General features: G+C 34.7%; 18 protein-coding genes and 1 pseudogene. 11 read left to right on the forward strand and 8 right to left on the reverse strand.

The genetic code is table 11. The annotated features are described in order from the left end of the window. The first annotated feature begins 3 nt into the window (after positions 1-3). From GSY47_RS21205 to GSY47_RS21240, 9 genes and pseudogenes are all read left to right on the forward strand, one after another. The gene (locus tag GSY47_RS21205) at positions 4-2,400 is read left to right on the forward strand and encodes a M28 family peptidase (protein WP_179003010.1); all 2,397 of its coding nucleotides are present in this window, start codon (positions 4-6) and stop codon (positions 2,398-2,400) included. 181 nt (positions 2,401-2,581) lie between these two features. Continuing rightward, positions 2,582-3,397, forward strand: coding sequence for an NAD-dependent epimerase/dehydratase family protein (locus GSY47_RS21210; RefSeq protein ID WP_179003011.1), 816 nt, complete (start codon positions 2,582-2,584; stop codon positions 3,395-3,397). 139 nt (positions 3,398-3,536) lie between these two features. After that, entirely contained in the window at positions 3,537-4,013 is a 477-nt protein-coding gene (locus GSY47_RS21215; protein ID WP_179003012.1) for a methylated-DNA--[protein]-cysteine S-methyltransferase, read from the forward strand. A 194-nt stretch (positions 4,014-4,207) separates the two neighbouring features. Next, positions 4,208-4,921, forward strand: coding sequence for a 3'-5' exonuclease (locus GSY47_RS21220; protein ID WP_179003013.1), 714 nt, complete (start codon positions 4,208-4,210; stop codon positions 4,919-4,921). 103 nt (positions 4,922-5,024) lie between these two features. Beyond that, a complete protein-coding gene (locus tag GSY47_RS21225) occupies positions 5,025-6,098 on the forward strand; it encodes a winged helix DNA-binding domain-containing protein (RefSeq protein ID WP_179003014.1) in 1,074 nt (357 codons plus the stop codon). Between the two features lie 110 nt (positions 6,099-6,208). Beyond that, positions 6,209-7,648 (forward strand): nucleoside recognition domain-containing protein, encoded by a 1,440-nt coding sequence (locus GSY47_RS21230; RefSeq protein ID WP_179003015.1) that lies wholly within the window; start codon positions 6,209-6,211, stop codon positions 7,646-7,648. A gap of 14 nt (positions 7,649-7,662) precedes the next feature. Then, positions 7,663-7,779 (forward strand): annotated as a pseudogene (locus GSY47_RS26505) (IS200/IS605 family transposase); the annotation flags it as partial. Between the two features lie 4 nt (positions 7,780-7,783). Beyond that, positions 7,784-8,530, forward strand: coding sequence for a hypothetical protein (locus GSY47_RS21235; RefSeq protein WP_179003016.1), 747 nt, complete (start codon positions 7,784-7,786; stop codon positions 8,528-8,530). A 73-nt stretch (positions 8,531-8,603) separates the two neighbouring features. Then, positions 8,604-10,208 carry a fumarate hydratase gene (locus GSY47_RS21240; RefSeq protein ID WP_179003017.1) on the forward strand — a complete coding sequence of 535 codons (1,605 nt, stop codon included), beginning with the start codon at positions 8,604-8,606 and terminating at the stop codon, positions 10,206-10,208. Positions 10,209-10,325: 117 nt separating this feature from the next. On the opposite strand, the gene GSY47_RS26395 is transcribed toward GSY47_RS21240, so the two are convergent. Both GSY47_RS26395 and dinB read right to left on the reverse strand, forming a co-directional pair. Further along, positions 10,326-10,826, reverse strand: coding sequence for a PAS domain-containing protein (locus GSY47_RS26395; RefSeq protein ID WP_179003018.1), 501 nt, complete (start codon positions 10,824-10,826; stop codon positions 10,326-10,328). 102 nt (positions 10,827-10,928) lie between these two features. Next, positions 10,929-12,011 carry a DNA polymerase IV gene (dinB, locus tag GSY47_RS21250; protein WP_179003019.1) on the reverse strand — a complete coding sequence of 361 codons (1,083 nt, stop codon included), beginning with the start codon at positions 12,009-12,011 and terminating at the stop codon, positions 10,929-10,931. 140 nt (positions 12,012-12,151) lie between these two features. On the opposite strand from dinB, the gene GSY47_RS21255 reads away from it, so the two are divergent. Both GSY47_RS21255 and GSY47_RS21260 read left to right on the forward strand, forming a co-directional pair. Next, positions 12,152-12,886 (forward strand): metallophosphoesterase family protein, encoded by a 735-nt coding sequence (locus tag GSY47_RS21255; protein WP_179003020.1) that lies wholly within the window; start codon positions 12,152-12,154, stop codon positions 12,884-12,886. 51 nt (positions 12,887-12,937) lie between these two features. Further along, positions 12,938-13,465, forward strand: coding sequence for a DUF6646 family protein (locus GSY47_RS21260; protein WP_179003021.1), 528 nt, complete (start codon positions 12,938-12,940; stop codon positions 13,463-13,465). Positions 13,466-13,592: 127 nt separating this feature from the next. Here the strand turns inward: GSY47_RS21260 and GSY47_RS21265 are convergent, their stop codons facing one another. The 6 genes from GSY47_RS21265 to GSY47_RS21290 all read right to left on the reverse strand — a co-directional run bounded on the left by GSY47_RS21265 (position 13,593) and on the right by GSY47_RS21290 (position 20,324). Further along, positions 13,593-14,246 (reverse strand): CoA transferase subunit B, encoded by a 654-nt coding sequence (locus GSY47_RS21265; protein WP_179003022.1) that lies wholly within the window; start codon positions 14,244-14,246, stop codon positions 13,593-13,595. Between the two features lie 62 nt (positions 14,247-14,308). Further along, a complete protein-coding gene (bla, locus tag GSY47_RS21270; protein ID WP_246611372.1) occupies positions 14,309-15,199 on the reverse strand; it encodes a class A beta-lactamase, subclass A2 in 891 nt (296 codons plus the stop codon). A gap of 91 nt (positions 15,200-15,290) precedes the next feature. Further along, the gene (locus GSY47_RS21275) at positions 15,291-15,992 is read right to left on the reverse strand and encodes a CoA transferase subunit A (protein WP_179003023.1); all 702 of its coding nucleotides are present in this window, start codon (positions 15,990-15,992) and stop codon (positions 15,291-15,293) included. Between the two features lie 166 nt (positions 15,993-16,158). Then, positions 16,159-18,459, reverse strand: coding sequence for a penicillin-binding protein 1A (locus tag GSY47_RS21280; protein ID WP_179003024.1), 2,301 nt, complete (start codon positions 18,457-18,459; stop codon positions 16,159-16,161). 10 nt (positions 18,460-18,469) lie between these two features. Then, on the reverse strand, positions 18,470-18,949 hold the full coding sequence (locus GSY47_RS21285) for a gliding motility lipoprotein GldH (RefSeq protein WP_179003025.1): 480 nt from the start codon (positions 18,947-18,949) through the stop codon (positions 18,470-18,472). Next, on the reverse strand, positions 18,933-20,324 hold the full coding sequence (locus GSY47_RS21290) for a PSP1 domain-containing protein (RefSeq protein WP_179003026.1): 1,392 nt from the start codon (positions 20,322-20,324) through the stop codon (positions 18,933-18,935). The genes GSY47_RS21285 and GSY47_RS21290 overlap by 17 nt, the downstream gene beginning before the upstream one ends. Between the last annotated feature and the right edge of the window lie 41 nt (positions 20,325-20,365).

Genomic DNA, 20,365 nt, shown 5'->3' on the forward strand with positions numbered 1-20,365 from the left:
ACCATGAGAAAAAACCAAACCTCAATTCTAGCCATTGTCTGTGTCTTAGCTCTGCTGGGCATTATATACGCCACCATGATGCCGCAAGGAATCAATAAAGATGATGAAGCACTCGCGGAATTCTCAACCGAAAGAGCTTTAAACCAGGTCGAAATTATTGCGCAAAAGCCCCATTATGTCGGATCGACAAATCATGAACTAGTTGCCAATTATTTAAAACTCGAATTAAACAGAATTGGTTTAGAAACTAGTATTCAGGAAGGTTATACTTTAAACGACAGAGGCCTTTTAGTAAAATCTAAAAATATTTTAGCAAGAATAAAAGGAACTAACAATACCAAAGCACTTTTACTTCTTTCTCATTACGATAGTGCTCCACATTCTTTCTCAAAAGGAGCAAGCGACGACGCTTCGGGTGTCGCAACAATTTTAGAAGGTGTTCGTGCCTTTTTATATTCTAAACATCCTCAGAAAAATGACATTATCATTTTATTTTCAGATGCCGAAGAATTAGGTCTTAATGGAGCTGCTCTTTTTGTGAATCAGCATCCGTGGGCAAAAGATGTTGGTGTGGTTTTAAACTTTGAAGCCCGCGGAAGTTCTGGACCAAGCTATATGCTAATGGAAACCACAAAAGGAAATGAAGCCATGGTAAAAGCATTTTCTGATGCCAAAACTTCTTATCCAGTTTCCAATTCATTGATGTACAGTATTTACAAAATGCTTCCAAACGATACAGATTTAACAGTTTTTAGAGAACAAGGAAATATTCAGGGCTACAATTTCGCTTTTATTGACGGACATTTTAACTATCATACACAACAAGACGACGTTCAGCATTTGAGCAAAACTACTTTAGCACATCAAGGGACTTACATCATGCCTTTGATCAAATATTTGAGCAACATTGATTTAACTAAAACAGAATCTACAGAAGATAATGTTTATTTCAGCGCTCCGTTTTCATTCATAAGTTATCCTTTTTCGTGGGTAATGCCAATGACATTAATCGCCTTTGGATTATTGGCTTTGTTTATTTTCATCGGAAAAGTAAAAAGAATAATCACTTTCAGAGAAATATTCAGAGGTTTTGTACCTCTTTTGGGATCTATAATAATTGCTGGTTTAGTAACGTTTTTAGGATGGAAACTGATTTTGGAAATCTATCCGCAATATTCTGATCTTTTAAACGGATTTACCTATAACGGACACGCTTACATTGGCGCATTTGTCACTTTAAGTATTGCGATTTGTTTTGCTTTCTATCATCATTTTTCTGAAGCTAAAATTACCATGAATCATTTTGTGGCTCCTCTTTTACTTTGGATTATCATTAATGGATTTTTAGCAAACAGTTTAACAGGTGCAGGATTTTTAATCATTCCTGTTTATTTTGGAATTCTGTTATTCGGAATATTTGTTTTCACACAGCATTACAGTTTGGGAGTAAATTTAATTTTCAGTATTCCGGCTTTAGCTATTATTGCTCCATTTATTGTGATGTTCCCAGTTGGTTTAGGGCTTAAAATTCTATTTGGAAGTGCCATTTTAACTGTTTTATTGTTTGGATTATTATTGCCGATATTTGGAGATTTTGCCAAAAAAGGTATTTGGACTGTGGTTTTCTTTTTGGTTTCTATTTCATTTTTCATTTACGCTGGATATCATTCTGAATACGAGCCAGGAAAAGCCAAATCAAATAGTTTGCTGTATGTTTATAATGCCGACAATAATTCTGCTGTATGGACAACTTATGACAAAAACCTTGATGATTGGACAAAATCTTTTTTAGGAGAAAAGAATCAAAAGGCAGTTGGTTTAAATTCGCTTCCATTGGCAAGTAAATACAATTCGACATTTACTTACAGTTCAATTGCTCCGGTTGTCGATGTTCCAAAGCCTACTATTCAGTTTTTAAGAGATAGTGTAATTGGTAATAACAGATACCTGAAGATCAGAATTACACCTAACAGAAAAGTAAATCGTTACGATATCTACGCCAATCCCAAAATGACGTTTTATAACTTTAAAGCTAACGGCGTCGAAGAATCCCGAGCAAAAACCAATAAACTGGAACGCGAAGGTTCAAGAGTTTTATGTTATTATGTTGTAGGCAATGAACCTTTGGAAATGGAATTCTACATCAATAAATCGTCTATTTTTGATATGGATTTAATCGAAAGTTCATTTGATCTAATGTCGAATCCACTGTTAAATGTTAAACCAAGAGAAAACTGGATGATGCCAACTCCTTTTGTTTTAAATGATGCTGTATTGATTCAGCAGAAATTAAAAAGATATGTCGCACCAGTAAAACCAATTGAAACGGCTCCTGTTGTAGATAGTTTGGCTATCTCGAAAGACAGTGTAAAACCGGTTCCGGTTGCAACACCAGAATAAAATAGTAAAGGCAGATTTTTTTTAATCTGCCTTTTTTATTATACGCTCCCGATAACTATCGGGATCAAAAGATTTAAGCAGATAATCGCAGATCTTTATTTGAAAAATCTTTTTTAATCCTTTTAATCTGTGGCTAAAAATCTTTGCAACTCTGTACCTTTGTCGCTCTGAACCTCAAAAAATGACACAAATAAGCATATTAGGCTGTGGATGGCTTGGACTTCCTCTAGCAAAAAAACTAATTAACAATGGAAATTCAGTAAAAGGATCCACAACTTCTGAAAATAAACTTTCAACGTTAGAAGAAGCAGGAATAAATCCATTTTTGATTCATGTTGAGAGTGATGCCATTTTAGGAAACACAGATACTTTTTTAGCCGAAAGCAAAATCTTAATTATTGATATTCCACCTAAATTGCGAAGTGAAAATCCTGATTCCGAAAAGAAAGTTTTTGTTGAGAAAATCAAAAATCTGATTCCTTTTATAGAAAAATCAACTATTGAAAAAGTACTTTTTATAAGTTCTACTTCGGTTTATGGAGATGACACTAACTTGGTTACAGAAGAAACCATTCCAAATCCGGAAACAGAAAGTGGCAGACAATTGCTTTTAGCCGAAGCTTTACTTCAAAACAATCCAAACTTCGAAACTACAATTCTACGTTTCGGCGGATTAATTGGAGAAGATCGTCATCCTGTCAAATTTTTAGCTGGAAAAGAAAACCTTGAAAATCCAGATGCTCCAGTGAATTTAATTCATCAAAAAGATTGCATCGCTATCATTGAAGAAATTATAAAACAGTCAAAGTGGAATGAAGTTTTTAATGCCGTTGCTCCTTTTCATCCCACAAGAGAGGAATATTATACACAAAAAGCAAAAGATTTAAATCTGGTTTTACCGAAATTCAGTTCTGAAAAATCAAACATTAAAAAGACTATTTCTAGCGGAAAAATTGAGACAATTTTAAACTATCAATTTAAGCTGGAGAATTATTAAAACCGTATAAGTTATGTAAGTTCATTTAAAAAGGCTTTTCCTAAAAACAAAAACTTAAATTACTTATATAACTTACATGGTTTAAAAAAAACTTTGCGAACTTTGCGCTAAACTTAGCGTCTTTGCGGTTAAAAAAATTATGGAAACAGTTTATATCAACTCCCCTTTAGGAATCACCAAAATTATTGGAGATGAAAATGGTATTGCCGTAATTTCAGTTTCTGATGTTGGCACAAACGAAGTTTCTCAGACTATTCCCGAAGTTTTACAAAAAGCAGTTTTGCAGTTAAATGAATATTTCGAAGGCAAAAGAACCGATTTTGAGCTCAAACTAAATCCGCAGGGAACCGAATTCCAGCAGAAAGTCTGGAAATCCTTATTAGAAATCCCATACGGAAAAACGGTTAGCTACATGGATCAGACCAAAAAACTGGGCGATGTTAAAGCCATTCGTGCAGTAGCTTCGGCAAATGGAAAAAATCCGCTTTGGATTGTAGTTCCTTGCCACAGAGTTATTGGAACAAACGGATCACTAACAGGATATGCAGGCGGATTGTCCCGCAAGAAATGGCTTTTGGAACATGAATGCCCATCTCCACAGCAAAGTTTATTCTAGTTTTATAGCCACGAATTCACGAATTTTCTTTTTAATTAATTCGTTTAATTTATATTTCAATACTTTTTACATAAGAAAATTCATTCGGTTTGTGTTTTTTAAAAATACTAAAATCAAATTTGTGTACATTTATATCAAATAAAAAAGTCAGAGTAAATTCGTGAATTCGTGGCTATAAAAACCACATCAAAACTATGATTGAAAAAATAAATCTCAACAACATTCTCTTTCTTGATATAGAAACCGTTCCAGAAGAAGAAAACTTCAATTCGCTTGACGCGGAAATGCAGACGCTTTGGGATTTGAAAACGCAATATCAGCGAAAAGACGAATTCTCTCTGGAAGAATTTTACGAACGTGCCGGTATTTGGGCTGAATTTGGCAAAATCATCTGTATTTCTGTCGGCTTTTTTACCATAAAAGGAGATGTTCGAAACTTTAGGGTTACTTCTTTCTTCGGCGAGGAAAAGAAAATCCTAAAAGACTTTTCTAATCTAATCAACAATCACTTTAATCAGCCACAGCATTTGTTGTGCGGCCATAATTCTAAAGAATTTGATATTCCGTTTATAGCGAGAAGAATGATTATTAACCAAATGCCTATTCCGGACAAACTGAATTTATTTGGAAAAAAACCTTGGGAAATTCCGCATCTCGACACTTTAGAATTATGGAAGTTTGGAGATTATAAACATTTTACATCTCTAAAACTGCTAACTAAAATCCTCGGAGTTCCATCGCCAAAAGGCGATATTGACGGAAGTCAGGTTGCGCATGTTTACTATGTTGAAAAAGACATTGACCGAATTATAACGTATTGCGAAAAAGATACTATTGCTGTTGCTCAGATATTTCTTCGTTTGAGAAGAGAAGATTTGCTGATTGATGACGAGATTATTCATGTTTGATTCTAAGATGCTATCCCGATAGCTATCGGGACTAAGTTGCTGAGATACTAAGGTTGGTTTTAATGAACTTATATAACTTACATGGTTTAAAATAATTCTAATTATGATTCATTCTGAAATTTCACATCATCGTATGAATGCTCAAAAGTTGTTTAAAACAACTCAGTGCTCTCCTCAAGAAGTTGTAAAACATTTTGGTGCGATGCAGGCGCAGGATTATGCTATGGCAAAATGGGCCGTTGGATCCCGATGTGATGCTTCTGAAACCGAAATTGAAGAAGCGGTAAATTCAGGACAGATTATTCGAACTCATATACTGCGACCGACCTGGCATTTTGTTGCTGCTGATGATATTTATTGGATGCTGGATATTTCGGCTCCTCAAATAAAAAGATTGGCCGTTTCTGGAGCTAAAAAATTTGATGTTGATCTCAAAAAGCTCGATCAGTTTAACACCAAAATTGAAAAACTGTTATCTGGAAACAATCATTTGACGAGAGAAGAAATTATGCAGGAACTTGATGTCAAGAAAACCTCTAAAGAAGATTTTCTCGCCGCCTCCATTATGATGAATGCAGAATTGGAAGGTTTGGTCTGCAACGGAAGAATGAAAGGGAAACAAATTACGTATGCTTTACTTGAAGAACGTGTCGAAAAACCAAAAACAAAACTCACCAAAGAAGAAGGTGTTGCCAAACTTGCGCAACGTTATTTTGAGAGTCACGGCCCGGCAACTTTGCTCGATTTTTCGTGGTGGTCTGGTTTTTCTCCAACAATTTGCAAATCAGTTATTGATGCAATTAAGTTGCATTTAAACCATATTACTATTGATAATCAGATATTTTGGTTTGGAAAAAATTCTAAAGAAGAGAATCCCTTTCGCGAAAGCGTTCATTTTCTTCCAGCATTCGATGAGATATTAATTTCGTACAAAACACGAGAAGTTTCCTTTTCAGGAGATCATCAATCCAAAACTTTTACTAATAATGGTATTTTTAAGCCTATTATTCTGGAGAATGGAAAAGTAATTGGAATCTGGAAAAGAACCATTAAAAAAGATCACATCAAAATTGAAACGGAATTTTTTAATGAGACAGAAAGTTCTAAAAAACAAGTTTTGTTTGAAGGAATTAAAGCTTTTGAAAATTATATGGGAACTAAAATTGTGATTGAATAGATTGCATTTTATCCTCAATATCGTTGTTTTTCGTAAACACTTCTCGTTTGACTACTAAAATCTTTATGCTTATTATTGCTAAATAATTACATTTACAAAAAATTATAGTTATGGTATTGAGCAGATTTTGGTTAGTTATTTTTATTTCTTCGATTATTTTCATTGTAGCCAGTTTATTTACTGCCAATACATATACTATTGATTCTGTTTTAAATGGAAAAAAAGACGATCCTATTTTAGTTTCAGAAAAGTACATCGAAGAACTTCCTGCTTTTATCAAAGACAGCATTCACAAAGCTCCCGATCAAACCATGATTATCAATCGTGATACGCTTAATGCCGACACGACTTATGTTTACAAAAACAAAACTGTAAAAATTTTCAGCGGACTTCAGAAGTCTGATGGTTTACTGCCAACTTGTAAAAGTACTTTAGTCGATTTGATTTTACCGCTTATTGCCTATTTGGCCTTTTTCTGCGGATTAATGGAACTTTTAATTATTTCTGGAGCATCTGGAAATCTGGCAAAAGCATTGAGTCCAGTATTTGTAAAAGTGTTTCCAAGTATTCCAAAAAACCATCCTTCAATATCGTACATGACTTTAAATTTTGCTGCCAATTTCTTGGGATTAGATTCGGCTGCAACTCCATTTGGACTTAAAGCAATGGAAAGTCTGCAGGAAATAAATCCGGATAAAGACAAAGCCAGTGATGCTCAGATTATGTTTATGTGTCTTCATGCTTCGGGATTAACCTTAATTGCCACTTCTATTATCGGTTATCGCGCTGCTGCAAATGCCAGTAATCCAGCCGATGTAATGCTTCCGTGTATTATCACTTCATTCATTGGTACAATCGCTGCGTTCTTAATTGTGGGTATCAAACAGAAAATCAACTTTAAAAGTGCTTCACTTCTTATTGGGTTAATGGGTTTAATTGCTGCTATTGTTGGTTTATTGATGTATGTTAATCATTTGGATTTAATTGGAAAAAACTATTTTACTTCTAATCTTTCAGGATTGATATTATTGACGATCATCGTTTTCACGTTGATTTTTTCTTTCAGACATGAACAAAAGTTCAAAGATGCCAATACAACCGTTTTTGACACTTTTGTAGTCGGAGCAAACAATGGAGTAAAAACAGGAGTTACGATTTTCCCTTATGTTTTAGGGATGTTAGTTGCAATTTCCTTATTCAGAAACAGCGGTTTATTTGAAATTATCAGCGACGGAATCGGATTTGTATTTTCAAATATGGGTGTAAGTAAAGAAATTACTAATGCGTTGCCTGTTGCGATGCTTCGTCCGTTTAGTTCTGCAGGATCGAGAGGTTTCTTAATCGATTCCATGAATACTTTTGGTGCTGATTCTTTAACGGCTAGATTGAGCAGTATTTTCCAGTGCAGTGCCGAAAGTACGTTTTACGTAATTGCAGTTTATTTTGGGTCTGTAAACATCAAAAACACACGTTACGCTTTGGGTACAATGCTTTTGGTAGATTTGATTTGTGTGATTACGGCAATTTTTGTGGCGACTTGGTTTTTTTAATTTGAACCAATCTCATTCAAAATCAAAAAGAGCATCACAAAAAACAAAGCTTTAATGAGGAATATTTAAATTTTCTGAATAAATTTAGCATCCAATACGATGAAAAATTTATTTTTGAAAATCTAAAATAATACCATGAAAACCCCAATTTTCTTTTCCTTACTACTTTTAATCGGATGTCAAAACAAACCTACTAATTCAGAAGCCGTTACAGAATTGCCCGTGCCGCAAGAAATTGCTATGATCACAAACGATGATGCTGCTGATGAACGTGCTCTTCGAACGGATACTATTTATCTTTCTGAAGATAAAAATAGTTCAATTACACATGTTTTAGCAAATCTTGTAGATCTAAAGGCCGATCAGGACAGCATAATGACTTCAAAGTTCAGATTGGATTTTTATCAGAATAAAAACAAATTGATTTCTTCTAAAGTTGTCATTAAAAATTACGAGAAAGGATCAGAATGGGGAGGCTCTATTGGTTTAACCAATACTTCTCATAAAAATTCTCCTTTCATACAGCTAGGTTTTGGATATCCTGCTTGTGGTTATGTACATGAAAACTATTTGTATTACTTCAAAAACAATTCTTTACAGCTTGTTCATCAATGGAATACCATGTCAGACAGCGGTTGGGGAAATTGGCTGGAAATTGTAAATCCTTCTAATGATTCTGATCCAAAATCTTTTTATTGCAAAACTGTTGCATTTGTGCCGGCAGATGAAGATGAGAACATGGACATGGGAGTTCTTACACACTCAGATTCAATTAGTTTTGAATTAAAAGGAAACCAATGGAGCAAGAAATTACTTTCGGCAAAAGACAAAGCATACTTTCAAAAAAAGATGACTTTTGATCAATTTAACAGTGCTGAATAAAACTGTCTAGAAGGCCTTATTCAAATTCTTTCTTAGGTAAATAATTTCTAAATTTGTAAAAAAAAACAAAGCAATGATTGATTTTATATACCAAGATCCTTATCCGATCTTAAAGGACGATACGCAGTATCGCAAAATCACCTCAGATTTTGTGAAAGTGGAGCAATTTGGAGAACGTGAAGTTTTAACTGTTGATCCAAAAGGTTTAGAATTATTAGCTGAAGAAGCTTTAACGGATGTTTCGTTTATGTTACGAACGACACATTTGCAAAAATTAAGAAAAATTCTAGACGATCCAGAAGCTACAGACAACGATCGTTTTGTTGCTTACAATTTACTTCAAAATGCTTCGGTTGCTGCTGAAGGTCAGTTACCAAGTTGTCAGGATACCGGAACGGCGATTGTAATGGCTAAAAAAGGAGAAAGCATCTTTACTGGTGTTGATGATGCTGAATGGTTGAGCCGAGGAATTTTTAATACATACCAAAAAAGAAACTTACGTTATTCGCAGATTGTTCCGATTTCGATGTTTGAAGAAAAGAATTCAGGTTCAAATCTTCCGGCTCAAATCGACATTTATGCTAAAAAAGGAACTTCTTATGACTTTTTGTTTATGGCAAAAGGCGGAGGATCTGCTAACAAAACATACTTATACCAACAAACAAAATCTTTGTTGAATGAAAAATCATTAGATGAATTCATTCGCGCCAAAATTAAAGATTTAGGAACTTCTGCTTGTCCTCCATATCACTTAGCTTTGGTAATCGGTGGAACTTCTGCCGAAGCAAACTTAAGTGCTGTTAAAAAAGCTTCTGCAGGATATTATGATCATCTTCCAACTACTGGAAACATGGCTGGTCAGGCTTTTCGTGATCACGAATGGGAAGAACGTGTTCAGAAAATCTGTCAGGAAAGTGCTATCGGAGCACAGTTTGGTGGAAAATATTTCACACATGACGTTCGTGTAATCCGTCTGCCTCGTCACGCAGCTTCTTGCCCGGTTGGATTAGGTGTTTCTTGTTCTGCGGATAGAAACATCAAAGGAAAAATTACCAAAGACGGAATCTTCGTTGAGCAGTTAGAAGTAAATCCAAAACAGTTTTTACCAGAAACAGCGCCGCATTTAGAAGCTCCTGTAGAAATTGATTTAGATCAGCCAATGGCAGATATTTTAGCTAAATTATCTCAATATCCAGTTAAAACACGTTTAAAATTAAACGGAACTGTAATTGTTGCCCGAGATATTGCTCACGCCAAAATCAAAGAATTATTAGACGCTGGAAAACCAATGCCTGATTATTTCAAAAATCACCCCGTTTATTATGCTGGTCCTGCTAAAACACCAGACGGAATGGCTTCTGGAAGTTTTGGCCCAACTACTGCCGGCCGTATGGATGTTTATGTAGATGAATTCCAGAAAAATGGTGGAAGTATGATTATGCTTGCAAAAGGAAATCGTACCAAACAAGTTACGGATGCCTGCAACAAATACGGCGGATTCTATTTAGGTTCTATTGGAGGTCCTGCAGCTATTTTGGCTCAAGACAACATTCTTAAAGTTGAAGTAGTTGATTTTGAAGAACTAGGAATGGAAGCTGTTCGTAAAATCACAGTGAAAGATTTCCCTGCATTCATTATTACAGATGATAAAGGAAATGATTTCTTTGCTAATTTATAATTTTTTGCCACAAAGGCTCTAAGACACAAAGTTTTTTATAAAAGTTAAACCGCTCATCGAGCGGTTTCTTTATTTCTATATTAAATAAAACTAGCGTCTTAGAGCCTTTGTGGCAAATCAAGCACTTAAATCTTGCTTTTCAAAAGCTATAAAATGCGAAACTTCTCCTTTTAGGTTATAAACTGGCGAAGCATCAATTTTACATTTATATGTTTTCCCATTTTTTCGGTAGTTATCCAGTGTTTTTTCAAATGGAATTTTCTTCGCCAAAGCTTCTCTGATTTCTTTCAAAGTCTTTTTTGAAGTAGCAGGTCCTTGAAACATCTTTGGTGTTTTACCTAAAATTTCTTCTGCTTTGTAACCCGTCATTTTTTTGATACCACTCGAAACGAAAACAATTTTCAAATCTAAATCAGTTACCACAACAACTTCTTCTTTGATTCTTTCTTTGATATTCAGCTTTTTTTCATCCCAGGTAAATTGAGTAGAAATCTGATCCACCTTTTCCAAATCAGCAGTTAAATCTTTTAATTCTTTTACATATTCATAATGAAAATCCCAAGAAAGAATCGGAACAGTATTTCGTTGCAATAAATCGTCAGAGTTTGTATCTTTCATATAAACCTAGTTTAGATCATCAACAAATGTTTTCCTCCAAAGGTAAATTAAAAACCCCATTAACCCCTAAAGAATACTGTGATATATGTGTTAAAAATAGTACTAAAACGTAAATTTTAGTTGTACAACGACAGCCTTTTTTTCTTCGGTATTCAAATTACTTAAAGAAATCCCAAGTAAACGAACCGAATCTTTCATTTTTTCCTGATATAACAATTCTTCTACGTTTTCCATAATCAAACTTTTATCCGAAATAAAATAAGGTAGCGTTTTACTTCTGGTCTGCTGCGAAAAATCGCTGTATTTTATTTTCAAAGTAATTGTTTTACCTGAAATATTGTGTCTTTTCAACCGTTTTTCCAATGAAACTGCAATTCTTTCCAACTGTTCCATCATAAAAATCTCTGATGAAAGATTGACATCAAAAGTGTGTTCTGCCGCTACAGATTTGGTAATTCGAGACGATTTTACTTCACTGTTATGAATGCCACGAACGACATTGTAATAAAAAGCTCCCGATTTCCCGAAGTGTTTTTCTAGAAAATCTAGAGATCTACTTTTTAAATCCGTTCCTGTAAAAATCCCAAGTTGATACATTTTTTCGGTTGTCACCTTCCCTACTCCATAAAATTTACGAATCGGCAGATCCTCCAAAAAAGCTTCAACTTCATCTGGATTTACGGTTTTTTGTCCATTGGGTTTATTATAATCACTGGCAATTTTAGCGACAAATTTATTGATTGAAATACCCGCAGAAGCTGTTAGCCCCACTTCATTAAAAATTCTGCTTCGAATTTCCTGTGCTAGTAAACTTGCACTTGGATTTCCTTTTTTGTTCTGAGTTACATCTAAATATGCTTCGTCAAGCGAAAGAGGTTCAACTAAATCAGTATAATCATGAAAGATTTTATGGATCTTGGATGAAATTTCTTTATAACGATCAAATCTCGGGCGGACAAAGATAATATCCGGACAGTATTTTTTAGCCAAAACCCCGCTGATTGCACTTCTAACACCAAATTTTCTAGCTTCATAACTTGCCGCTGAAACCACTCCTCTATTTTCTGAACCGCCGACCGCAACGGGCTTTCCTCTTAATTCAGGATTGTCCATCTGCTCTACCGATGCATAAAAAGCATCCATATCGATGTGAATGATTTTGCGATATGTTGGTATTTCAGACATGTTGCAAATTTACTGAGGAAAAACAATAAAAAAATGTTGTAAATAGTTATAAATCATATCAATTTTTAAAGAATGTAAATTCAATGAGTGCAAACCAATTATTCTTTTTATTTTTGTTCTTCTACTCGAAAAATTAAATAATGCGAACATTTGTTATAGGTGACATTCATGGCGGATTACTTGCACTTGAACAAGTGATTGAAAGAGCCAAAGTTACTACAGAAGATACTCTAATTTTTTTGGGCGATTACGTAGACGGCTGGAGTCAGTCTGTTGAAGTAATCGACTATTTGATTCATTTAAAAAGCAAACAAAATTGTGTTTTCATTAGAGGAAACCATGATCAGCTGGCGTTGGACTGGCTGGAAGAAAGACACGATGATTTTGACGAAGAAATGTGGTACAAACATGGCGGAAAAGCTACTGTTGAAGGTTACGCAAAAATTTCAGCAGATAAAAAGAGAACACATATTGAATTTCTAGAAAATCTTCAAGACTATTATCTTGACGATCAAAATCGTTTGTTTGTTCATGCAGGATTTACCAATTTAAACGGCGTAAAATGGGAATACTTCTCTAAGCTTTTTTACTGGGACAGAACGCTTTGGGAAACTGCCCTTTCGTTAGATCCAAAATTAAAAGAGGATGATGTAAACTATCCGAAGAGATTTACCGTTTATAAAGAAGTTTACATTGGACACACCCCGGTTACAAGAATTGGACAAACAATTCCGGTAAACAGAGCCTGTGTTTGGAATGTCGATACGGGCGCTGCCTTTAGAGGTCCGCTTACGATTTTGGATATCAATACGAAGGAATACTGGCAGAGCGAGCCCTTAAACGAATTGTATTTTAACGAAAAGGGTAGGAATTAATTTATTTAAAATTTATTTTTGCTTTTCAAAATAATTAATATTTAAAAATTTATGAAAAAGGTTATTACACTCTTGTTCTTAGTTTCATTCGGATTTATCAATGCACAAAAAGCCTTCACTGGTAAAGGTGATACTAGAGTAAACGTTGGTGCTAATCTACAAGATGGTGGATCTGGAATTCAGGGATCTATTGATTTTGGTTTAGGAGAGAACTTCTCTTTTGGATTTGTTGCAAACTATTTATTAGGCGTTGATAATTTTAACGGTTTCTACCACGGAAGCACTGTTTCCTATAGTAATGCAGATCCAGATTTTGGCGATCGTTTTGATGCTAAAGCAAGAATCAATGCTAATTTATCAAGCGTAATTGGTGTTGAACAATTAGACGTTTATCCTGGATTAAGTTTAGGTTTACATAATTTTGGTGGTCATGTTGGTGGTCGTTACTTCTTTACTGACGGATTTGGTGTTTTCACAGAAATCGGATTCCCAATTGCAAAATATGGTTCAAACAATGATCCTTTCTATCATTTGAATAATCAAGCTACTTTTAGTTTAGGAGCTTCATTTAATTTATAATTTTTTTTGCCGCAAAGGCACTAAGTCACAAAGTTTTTTAAAAGATGAAAACCGCCTTATTGGGCGGTTTTCTTTTTTTGCTTTAAAAAATTTACTTTGAGTCTTTGTGCCTTTGTGGCAATTTCTCCTAAATAGACATTTCCGGAATTTCTCCTTCAATAATCAAATCAGCTTCGGTTGAAGCGATGATGTGCTCGACTGAGATACCTGGCGCTCGTTCTAAGAGCTTAAAACCTTTTTCTGTTACTTCGAGAACCGCAAGCTCTGTTACGACTTTTTTAACGCATCCTACGCCCGTTAATGGCAAAGTACATCTTTTTAATATTTTTGATTCCCCTGCTTTGTTCACATGCATCATCGCAACAATAATATTTTCGGCGGAAGCCACCAAATCCATTGCGCCTCCCATTCCTTTTACCATTTTGCCTGGAATTTTCCAATTGGCAATATCTCCATTTTCAGAAACTTCCATTGCGCCAAGAATCGTCAAATCTACTTTTTGGCTTCGGATCATTCCGAAACTAAACGCCGAATCAAAGAAACTTGCTCCCGGTAATGTTGTTATAGTTTGTTTTCCTGCATTTATAATATCGGCATCTTCTTCACCTTCAAATGGAAAAGGTCCCATTCCGAGAACTCCGTTTTCGCTTTGGAATTCTACTGCAATATCTTCTCTAACATAATTTGCAACCAAGGTTGGAATTCCAATTCCAAGATTTACAAAGTATCTGTCCTTAACTTCTTTTGCAATACGTTTTGCTATATCTTCTTTTGTTAACATATCTCTAATGTGTTAATTAGTCCATTTTATAATTAGATAATTGATTTGATCATCCTAATTCTCTAATTCTTTTTTGCAAAATAATTCCAAGTTGCCTTGGTTATATCTGCGATTATTTTCTCTGTGTCTTCTCTCTTTTCTGTAATTTCTTTTAAATAAACAGAAACAATGAGATGTTTTCCATTTGGAAGTTTTACAATACCAACATCGTTCATAGCAACTCTCAAATTATGATCATTTGTACCTGAAATTCCAGTTCTATGCGCTAATTCTGTTCCTTCAGGAAGTCCTGCTTTCATCCACGTTAATCCTCTTGAAGTTTCTATCATGATTTGATACAAATACTTTGTCGTGGTTTCTTTCAGAATCTCTCCTTTGTAGAATTTCTCCAGCAATTCTGTTGTTGCCAAAGGAGTTGTTGTATTTATATAAAGTTTTTCCCAAGTTTTCATCTGTTCTTCATTCACTTTAATGACAAAGTCTTGGATTCCCTGCTTATTTATAAATTTCTGAACTTCTTTAGTTCCTCCAACCAAATTGATCAAAATATCACATCCGTTATTATCGCTATGTGAAACGCTATATCGAAGCAATTTATCTAGAGTCAGATTTACATTTCCGTTTGGATAATCCTCCATCATCGGACTCCAAGTATTTTCATGTAAATCTTTCTTTTTTATGAAGATATCCTGAGTTAACGAAAGCTTTCCTTCATCCACTTTATTTAAAACAGCCAATGCAATATGAAATTTAAAAACACTCATTAAAGGCATTTTCAAATTTCCATTAATACTTAAAGTATCTTTATCTTCAATGTTTTTTATTGAAACTCCAACAGTAGCATTTTTATTCGCAATAATCTGTTTGAGTTCTTGACGAAGTTCATTTGTTTGAGCAGCAGTTTTCAATGAAATAAAAGAAAGCATTAAGCAACAAAAAAGGTTTTTTATCATTTTTTAATGAATCAAAAGTTATTTTATGGTTAGATTATACTTTAAATAACACTATTTAATTACCATATTATCAAAACATATACCTATACAATTACACCTTTTTTCTAACTGTTAGCTGTTCAATTCTCTTTTCAAATTTCTCTCCCTGAAAGATACGCTGTACCATAATTCCCGGAATATGAATCTGATTTGGATCTAATGAACCAACCGGAACTAATTCTTCAACTTCCGCGATTGTGATTTTTCCAGCACCTGCCATACAAGCATTAAAGTTTCTGGCAGTTCCTTTGAAGATTAAATTTCCTGCTTCATCACCTTTCCAAGCTTTTACAATAGCAAAATCTGCTTTGAAAGCTTCTTCCATGATATGCATTTTCCCGTTGAATTCTCGAGCTTCTTTTCCTTCAGCCACTTCAGTTCCGTAACCTGCTGGCGTAAAGAAAGCTGGAATTCCGGCTTGTGCTGCACGACAACGTTCTGCCAAAGTTCCTTGTGGAGTTAACTCAACTTCTAATTCTCCTGAAAGCATCTGGCGTTCAAATTCGGCATTTTCTCCAACGTAAGAAGAAATCATTTTCTTGATCTGCTTCTTTTGCAATAATAATCCTAGTCCAAAATCATCAACTCCTGCATTATTAGAAATACAAGTTAAATCTGAAATCGATGTGTTTACCAAAGCTGCAATGGTATTTTCAGGAATACCGCACAATCCGAAACCACCAAACATGATGGTCATCCCACTTTCAATTCCTTTAATAGCATCCTCAACGTTATTTACTTTTTTTGTTATCATAACAAACTGTCTTTATTACTGTATATTTTTGATAAAAATAAGATTTTTAGATTGAATTATAACGATTTCGTAAAAATAAAACCCAAATAAAAATCCCTTTACTAATCTTTTATAAAAGAGCAGTAAAGGGATGATATATAATTAATTAGCTTTTATTGCAACATTGTCACAATTCAAACTCATCTGTATTTTGTTCTGTTGCCGTAGTATCTTTCACAATGGTCGGTCTAGTATAACAATCTACTTTTATTGAAAGATTAGCTGGACGCTCAAATTCACCTTTGGAAATCTGAAGATTTTTATCAGCATAACATTTTTTCATGAAATACCCCCAAACAGGTAAAGCTGCAGTTGCTCCTTGTCCATAAGTCAAACTTTTGAAACGAGCAGAACGATCTTCACATCCAACCCAAACTCCAGTTACTAGATTTGGAACCATTCCCATGAACCAGCCATCAGATTGATTTTGCGTTGTTCCTGTTTTACCAGCAATTGGATTTGTAAACATATATGGATAACCTGTCCAGCGATTATCTCCACTTCCACCGCCTTGCGTACGTAAACGTACACCAGAACCACTTTCAGTAACCCCTTGAAGTAATTTAATTACAGCAAATGCAATATCTTTATTTAAAACATCGTGAGACTCAGGAATCGGTTCATAAATAACCTCACCGCTTTTGTTCTCGATTCTGCTTAAAAACTGTGGTTTTACATAAACTCCTTGGTTTGCAAAAGTACTATAAGCCGCAACCATGTCTTCAACCGTAATATCAACAGCTCCTAGAGCAATTGAAGGCTGTACTGGAATTTCTGTTTTAACTCCTAATTTCTTAGTCAATTCTACAACTGCTTCTGGACTTGTTCTGTCAATTAATTTAGCCGAAACTGTATTAATCGAAGCCGCTAAAGCTTGTTTTAAAGTAACCATTCCTCTGTATCTGTAATCAGAGTTTCTTGGTTCCCAATCGGCTGTAACATGATGACGTCCTTTGTGAATCATAAAAGGGCCATCTAAAATAGAATCACAAGGAGACATATTAAGTTCTTCAATCGCAGTTGCATAAACGAAAGGTTTGAATGTTGAACCAACTTGTCTAGCTCCCTGTCCTACGTGATCATATTGAAAATATTTGTAATTAATACCTCCAACCCAAGCTTTAATTGCCCCAGTCTGAGGTTCCATTGACATCAAACCAGATTGTAAAAAGTGTTTGTAATAACGAATAGAGTCTAACGGTGTCATAGTTGTATCTCTTTCACCTTTCCAAGTAAAGACACGCATTTTTGTTTTTACTTTAAACGAAGCAATGATATCGTCTTCACTTTTATCCATTTCTTTCATTTGAGCCCAACGAACAGAATTCTTCATTGCCTGCATCATGATTCTGTCTGTTTCTGCTTGAGTAATATTTACAAAAGGAGCATTTTTATTTGTTTTCTGCTCAATAAAAAATTGCTGTTGAAGGTTCTGCATGTGTGCAGAAACTGCTTCTTCGGCATATTGCTGCATTCTCGAATCTATCGTAGTATAAATTTTAAGACCATCCTTGTAGATATCATAGTCTGATCCGTCTGGCTTTTTGTTTTCAGCAACCCATTTCTTCATGTAATCACGAAGATATTCTCTAAAATAAGTTGCCATTCCTTCACGATGGCTTTCTAATTTAAACTTTAAAGCTATTGGTAATGCCTGATATTTCTCTTTTTCTGCTTTGGTAATCATCTTTGCTTTTACCATCTGACCCAAAACTACATCACGACGGTTTTTTACTCCAACAGGATTTCGAAGCGGATTGTAAAGAGATGAATTGTTAAACATCCCCACTAAAATTGCCGACTCGTCTATCGTTAAATCTTTAGGATCTTTGGAAAAATAGGTTTGAGCTGCTGAACTAACACCAACAGCATAATTTCCGAAGTCATAAACGTTGCAATACATAGCCAAAATCTCGTTCTTGGTATATTGCCTTTCCAAACGAATAGCAATAATCCATTCTTTTATTTTTTGCACGATTCTAAAAGGCAGAAAGCTAGATCCTCCACGATGAAATAACTGTTTTGCCAATTGCTGTGTTATTGTACTTGCTCCTCCATTGGTTCCCAAAGAAAAAGCAGCACGTAGAGTTCCACGACCATCAATTCCTGAATGTTCATAAAAACGAGCATCTTCAGTTGCGACTAAAGCATCTACTAGGTTTTTAGGTAGATCTGAATATTTAAGCTGTGATCTGTTGGTTTTAAAATATTTACCAATTACCACACCATCAGAAGAAATAATTTCTGTGGCAAGGTTTGAATCTGGATTTTCTAAATCTTCAAATGAAGGCATAGATCCAAATAAACCCCAAGAGGCAAATAAAAAGAAAGCTAAAATTCCAAGTAAAGAGTAAGCAAAAACTCTCCAGAATTTCTTTTTGTAATAATTAATATCTTTATTAGATTGATTGTTTTTTTTAGTAGCCATACCTATTTTTCTAATCTTTTTGTTCTATTCTGAAACCAACGTCTGTAATTCCTTCTAAAGCATCAACACCAGTGATTTTGCCTGATTGTCTAACAGCTTGTTTTATGTGGACTTGATATTTCCCTTTAAATTTGACATCTTCTTTGTAATACAACTTACTTTCTTTGATATCAGTAAATCCGTTCCCCAACAAAGTTCCATCTGGAGCTGCCATTTGATATTCTAAAGTATCCACTTTTGTAAATCCGCTTGGCGCTTCGATCGCAACAATCAAAAATAAATTATTAAACGGATAATTGTTGTTATCTCGTATGTTTACAAACAAATTGTATTTTTTTGTAGAATCTAAAACTGGCAGATTAAAGGTTACAACACTGTCTTTGTGCCAAGCACTTCCAACAGATTTATACTCATCAAATACCCTCTTTTTATCACACGAAAAAAGAAGAATAGCTGCCAAAAGAAGAATTCCGCTATTTTTTATTCTCATTTTTAGTATTCGTTATTGGTTTTCTAGGTTCAGCAGGCTTGTTTTCATTTGAATTTTGCTTGTTCGAATTATTTTGTTTATTCGGATTTTGCTTGTTCTTATGATTTTGCTTGTTGGGATTATTAGGCTTATTCTGCTTGTTGGGATTCCCATTCGGATTGTTATTTCCTGCAGGTTTAGCGTTATTATTCGTGTTTTTTTCCTGCTGTGGTTTTACCGGAGCTGCAACACCAGCCGCTTCCGCATTTTGTTTGCGTTTGCGGTTTGGTTTTTTCTTTCTTTTTGGCTGGTCAAAACGAGTCAAACTCTCTTGTCCCATTGCATTATTAAAATCTTTTTCTGGTTCTGCAACTACCTCAACAGCAAAATCTTCTAAAGAAGAAACTTTGTTTTTCTGTTTATTTTCTGCAATAATTTCTTTTACCTGATCAATTTTTAAAACATGCCAATTGGCGAAGTTGTTTGTGTAAGCAAACCACATCAATCCTTTAAAAATATCTTGTTTTTGACAAACAGCATCTCCTTTTTCCGTAATCAGCTTAGTATCATAATCTGGAAAATCCTTCAATGCATCCATGTAAGTATCTAACTCATAGTTTAGACAGCATTTTAATTTCCCACATTGACCCGCTAATTTCTGTGGATTCAATGATAACTGCTGATAACGAGCTGCAGAAGTATTTACGCTTCTAAAATCAGTCAGCCAAGTAGAACAGCAAAGTTCACGTCCGCAAGAACCAACGCCACCTAAACGAGCTGCTTCCTGACGAAAACCAACTTGTTTCATTTCAACTCTGGTACTGAATTCTTTAGCAAAATCTTTAATCAACATTCTAAAATCGACACGATCATTTGCTGTGTAATAAAACGTTGCTTTTGATCCGTCTCCTTGAAATTCGATATCTGAAATTTTCATTTCTAATTTATGCTGAATTGCCAATTCACGTGCACGAACTTTCATTGGTTCTTCGCGATCGCGGGCTACAGACCAAATATCGATATCTTTTTGAGATGCTTTTCTGTAAATTTTCGGAACTTCATTACTATCCGGATTAACTCCTTTTTTCTTCATTTGAATTTTAACCAATTCTCCTGTCAAAGTAACAATTCCAATATCATGTCCTGGTGAAGCAACAGTTGCTACAATATCACCAATACTTAAAGTTAATTTTTCTGAATTTCTAAAAAATTCCTTGCGTCCATTTTTAAAACGAACCTCAACACAATCAAAAATCGCCTCTCCATTAGACGGACTCATGTTTGAAAGCCAGTCAAAAACCGTCAATTTATTGCAGCTATCGGTGCCGCAAGTCCCATTATTTTTACAACCTTTTGGTGCACCACCATCTGAGGTTGAACAACTTGTACATGCCATAATTATATATGTAGTGCTGCCAGAATGCAGCTTAAGTTCAT

This window comes from Flavobacterium quisquiliarum (genome assembly GCF_019308285.1).
Lineage (GTDB): Bacteria > Bacteroidota > Bacteroidia > Flavobacteriales > Flavobacteriaceae > Flavobacterium > Flavobacterium quisquiliarum.

What these genes read in the sequence shown, in the direction of transcription:
- GSY47_RS21215 (WP_179003012.1), top strand. Translation starts at nt 3,537, where the DNA reads ATGGAAACAGTTTATATCAACTCCCCTTTAGGAATCACCAAAATTATT.
- GSY47_RS21220 (WP_179003013.1), top strand. Translation starts at nt 4,208, where the DNA reads ATGATTGAAAAAATAAATCTCAACAACATTCTCTTTCTTGATATAGAA.
- GSY47_RS21205 (WP_179003010.1), top strand. Translation starts at nt 4, where the DNA reads ATGAGAAAAAACCAAACCTCAATTCTAGCCATTGTCTGTGTCTTAGCT.
- GSY47_RS21225 (WP_179003014.1), top strand. Translation starts at nt 5,025, where the DNA reads ATGATTCATTCTGAAATTTCACATCATCGTATGAATGCTCAAAAGTTG.
- GSY47_RS21275 (WP_179003023.1), bottom strand. Translation starts at nt 15,992, where the DNA reads ATGATAACAAAAAAAGTAAATAACGTTGAGGATGCTATTAAAGGAATT.
- GSY47_RS21230 (WP_179003015.1), top strand. Translation starts at nt 6,209, where the DNA reads ATGGTATTGAGCAGATTTTGGTTAGTTATTTTTATTTCTTCGATTATT.
- GSY47_RS21255 (WP_179003020.1), top strand. Translation starts at nt 12,152, where the DNA reads ATGCGAACATTTGTTATAGGTGACATTCATGGCGGATTACTTGCACTT.
- GSY47_RS21265 (WP_179003022.1), bottom strand. Translation starts at nt 14,246, where the DNA reads ATGTTAACAAAAGAAGATATAGCAAAACGTATTGCAAAAGAAGTTAAG.
- GSY47_RS26395 (WP_179003018.1), bottom strand. Translation starts at nt 10,826, where the DNA reads ATGAAAGATACAAACTCTGACGATTTATTGCAACGAAATACTGTTCCG.
- GSY47_RS21285 (WP_179003025.1), bottom strand. Translation starts at nt 18,949, where the DNA reads ATGAGAATAAAAAATAGCGGAATTCTTCTTTTGGCAGCTATTCTTCTT.
- dinB (WP_179003019.1), bottom strand. Translation starts at nt 12,011, where the DNA reads ATGTCTGAAATACCAACATATCGCAAAATCATTCACATCGATATGGAT.
- GSY47_RS21290 (WP_179003026.1), bottom strand. Translation starts at nt 20,324, where the DNA reads ATGGCATGTACAAGTTGTTCAACCTCAGATGGTGGTGCACCAAAAGGT.
- bla (WP_246611372.1), bottom strand. Translation starts at nt 15,199, where the DNA reads ATGATAAAAAACCTTTTTTGTTGCTTAATGCTTTCTTTTATTTCATTG.
- GSY47_RS21260 (WP_179003021.1), top strand. Translation starts at nt 12,938, where the DNA reads ATGAAAAAGGTTATTACACTCTTGTTCTTAGTTTCATTCGGATTTATC.
- GSY47_RS21210 (WP_179003011.1), top strand. Translation starts at nt 2,582, where the DNA reads ATGACACAAATAAGCATATTAGGCTGTGGATGGCTTGGACTTCCTCTA.
- GSY47_RS21280 (WP_179003024.1), bottom strand. Translation starts at nt 18,459, where the DNA reads ATGGCTACTAAAAAAAACAATCAATCTAATAAAGATATTAATTATTAC.
- GSY47_RS21240 (WP_179003017.1), top strand. Translation starts at nt 8,604, where the DNA reads ATGATTGATTTTATATACCAAGATCCTTATCCGATCTTAAAGGACGAT.
- GSY47_RS21235 (WP_179003016.1), top strand. Translation starts at nt 7,784, where the DNA reads ATGAAAACCCCAATTTTCTTTTCCTTACTACTTTTAATCGGATGTCAA.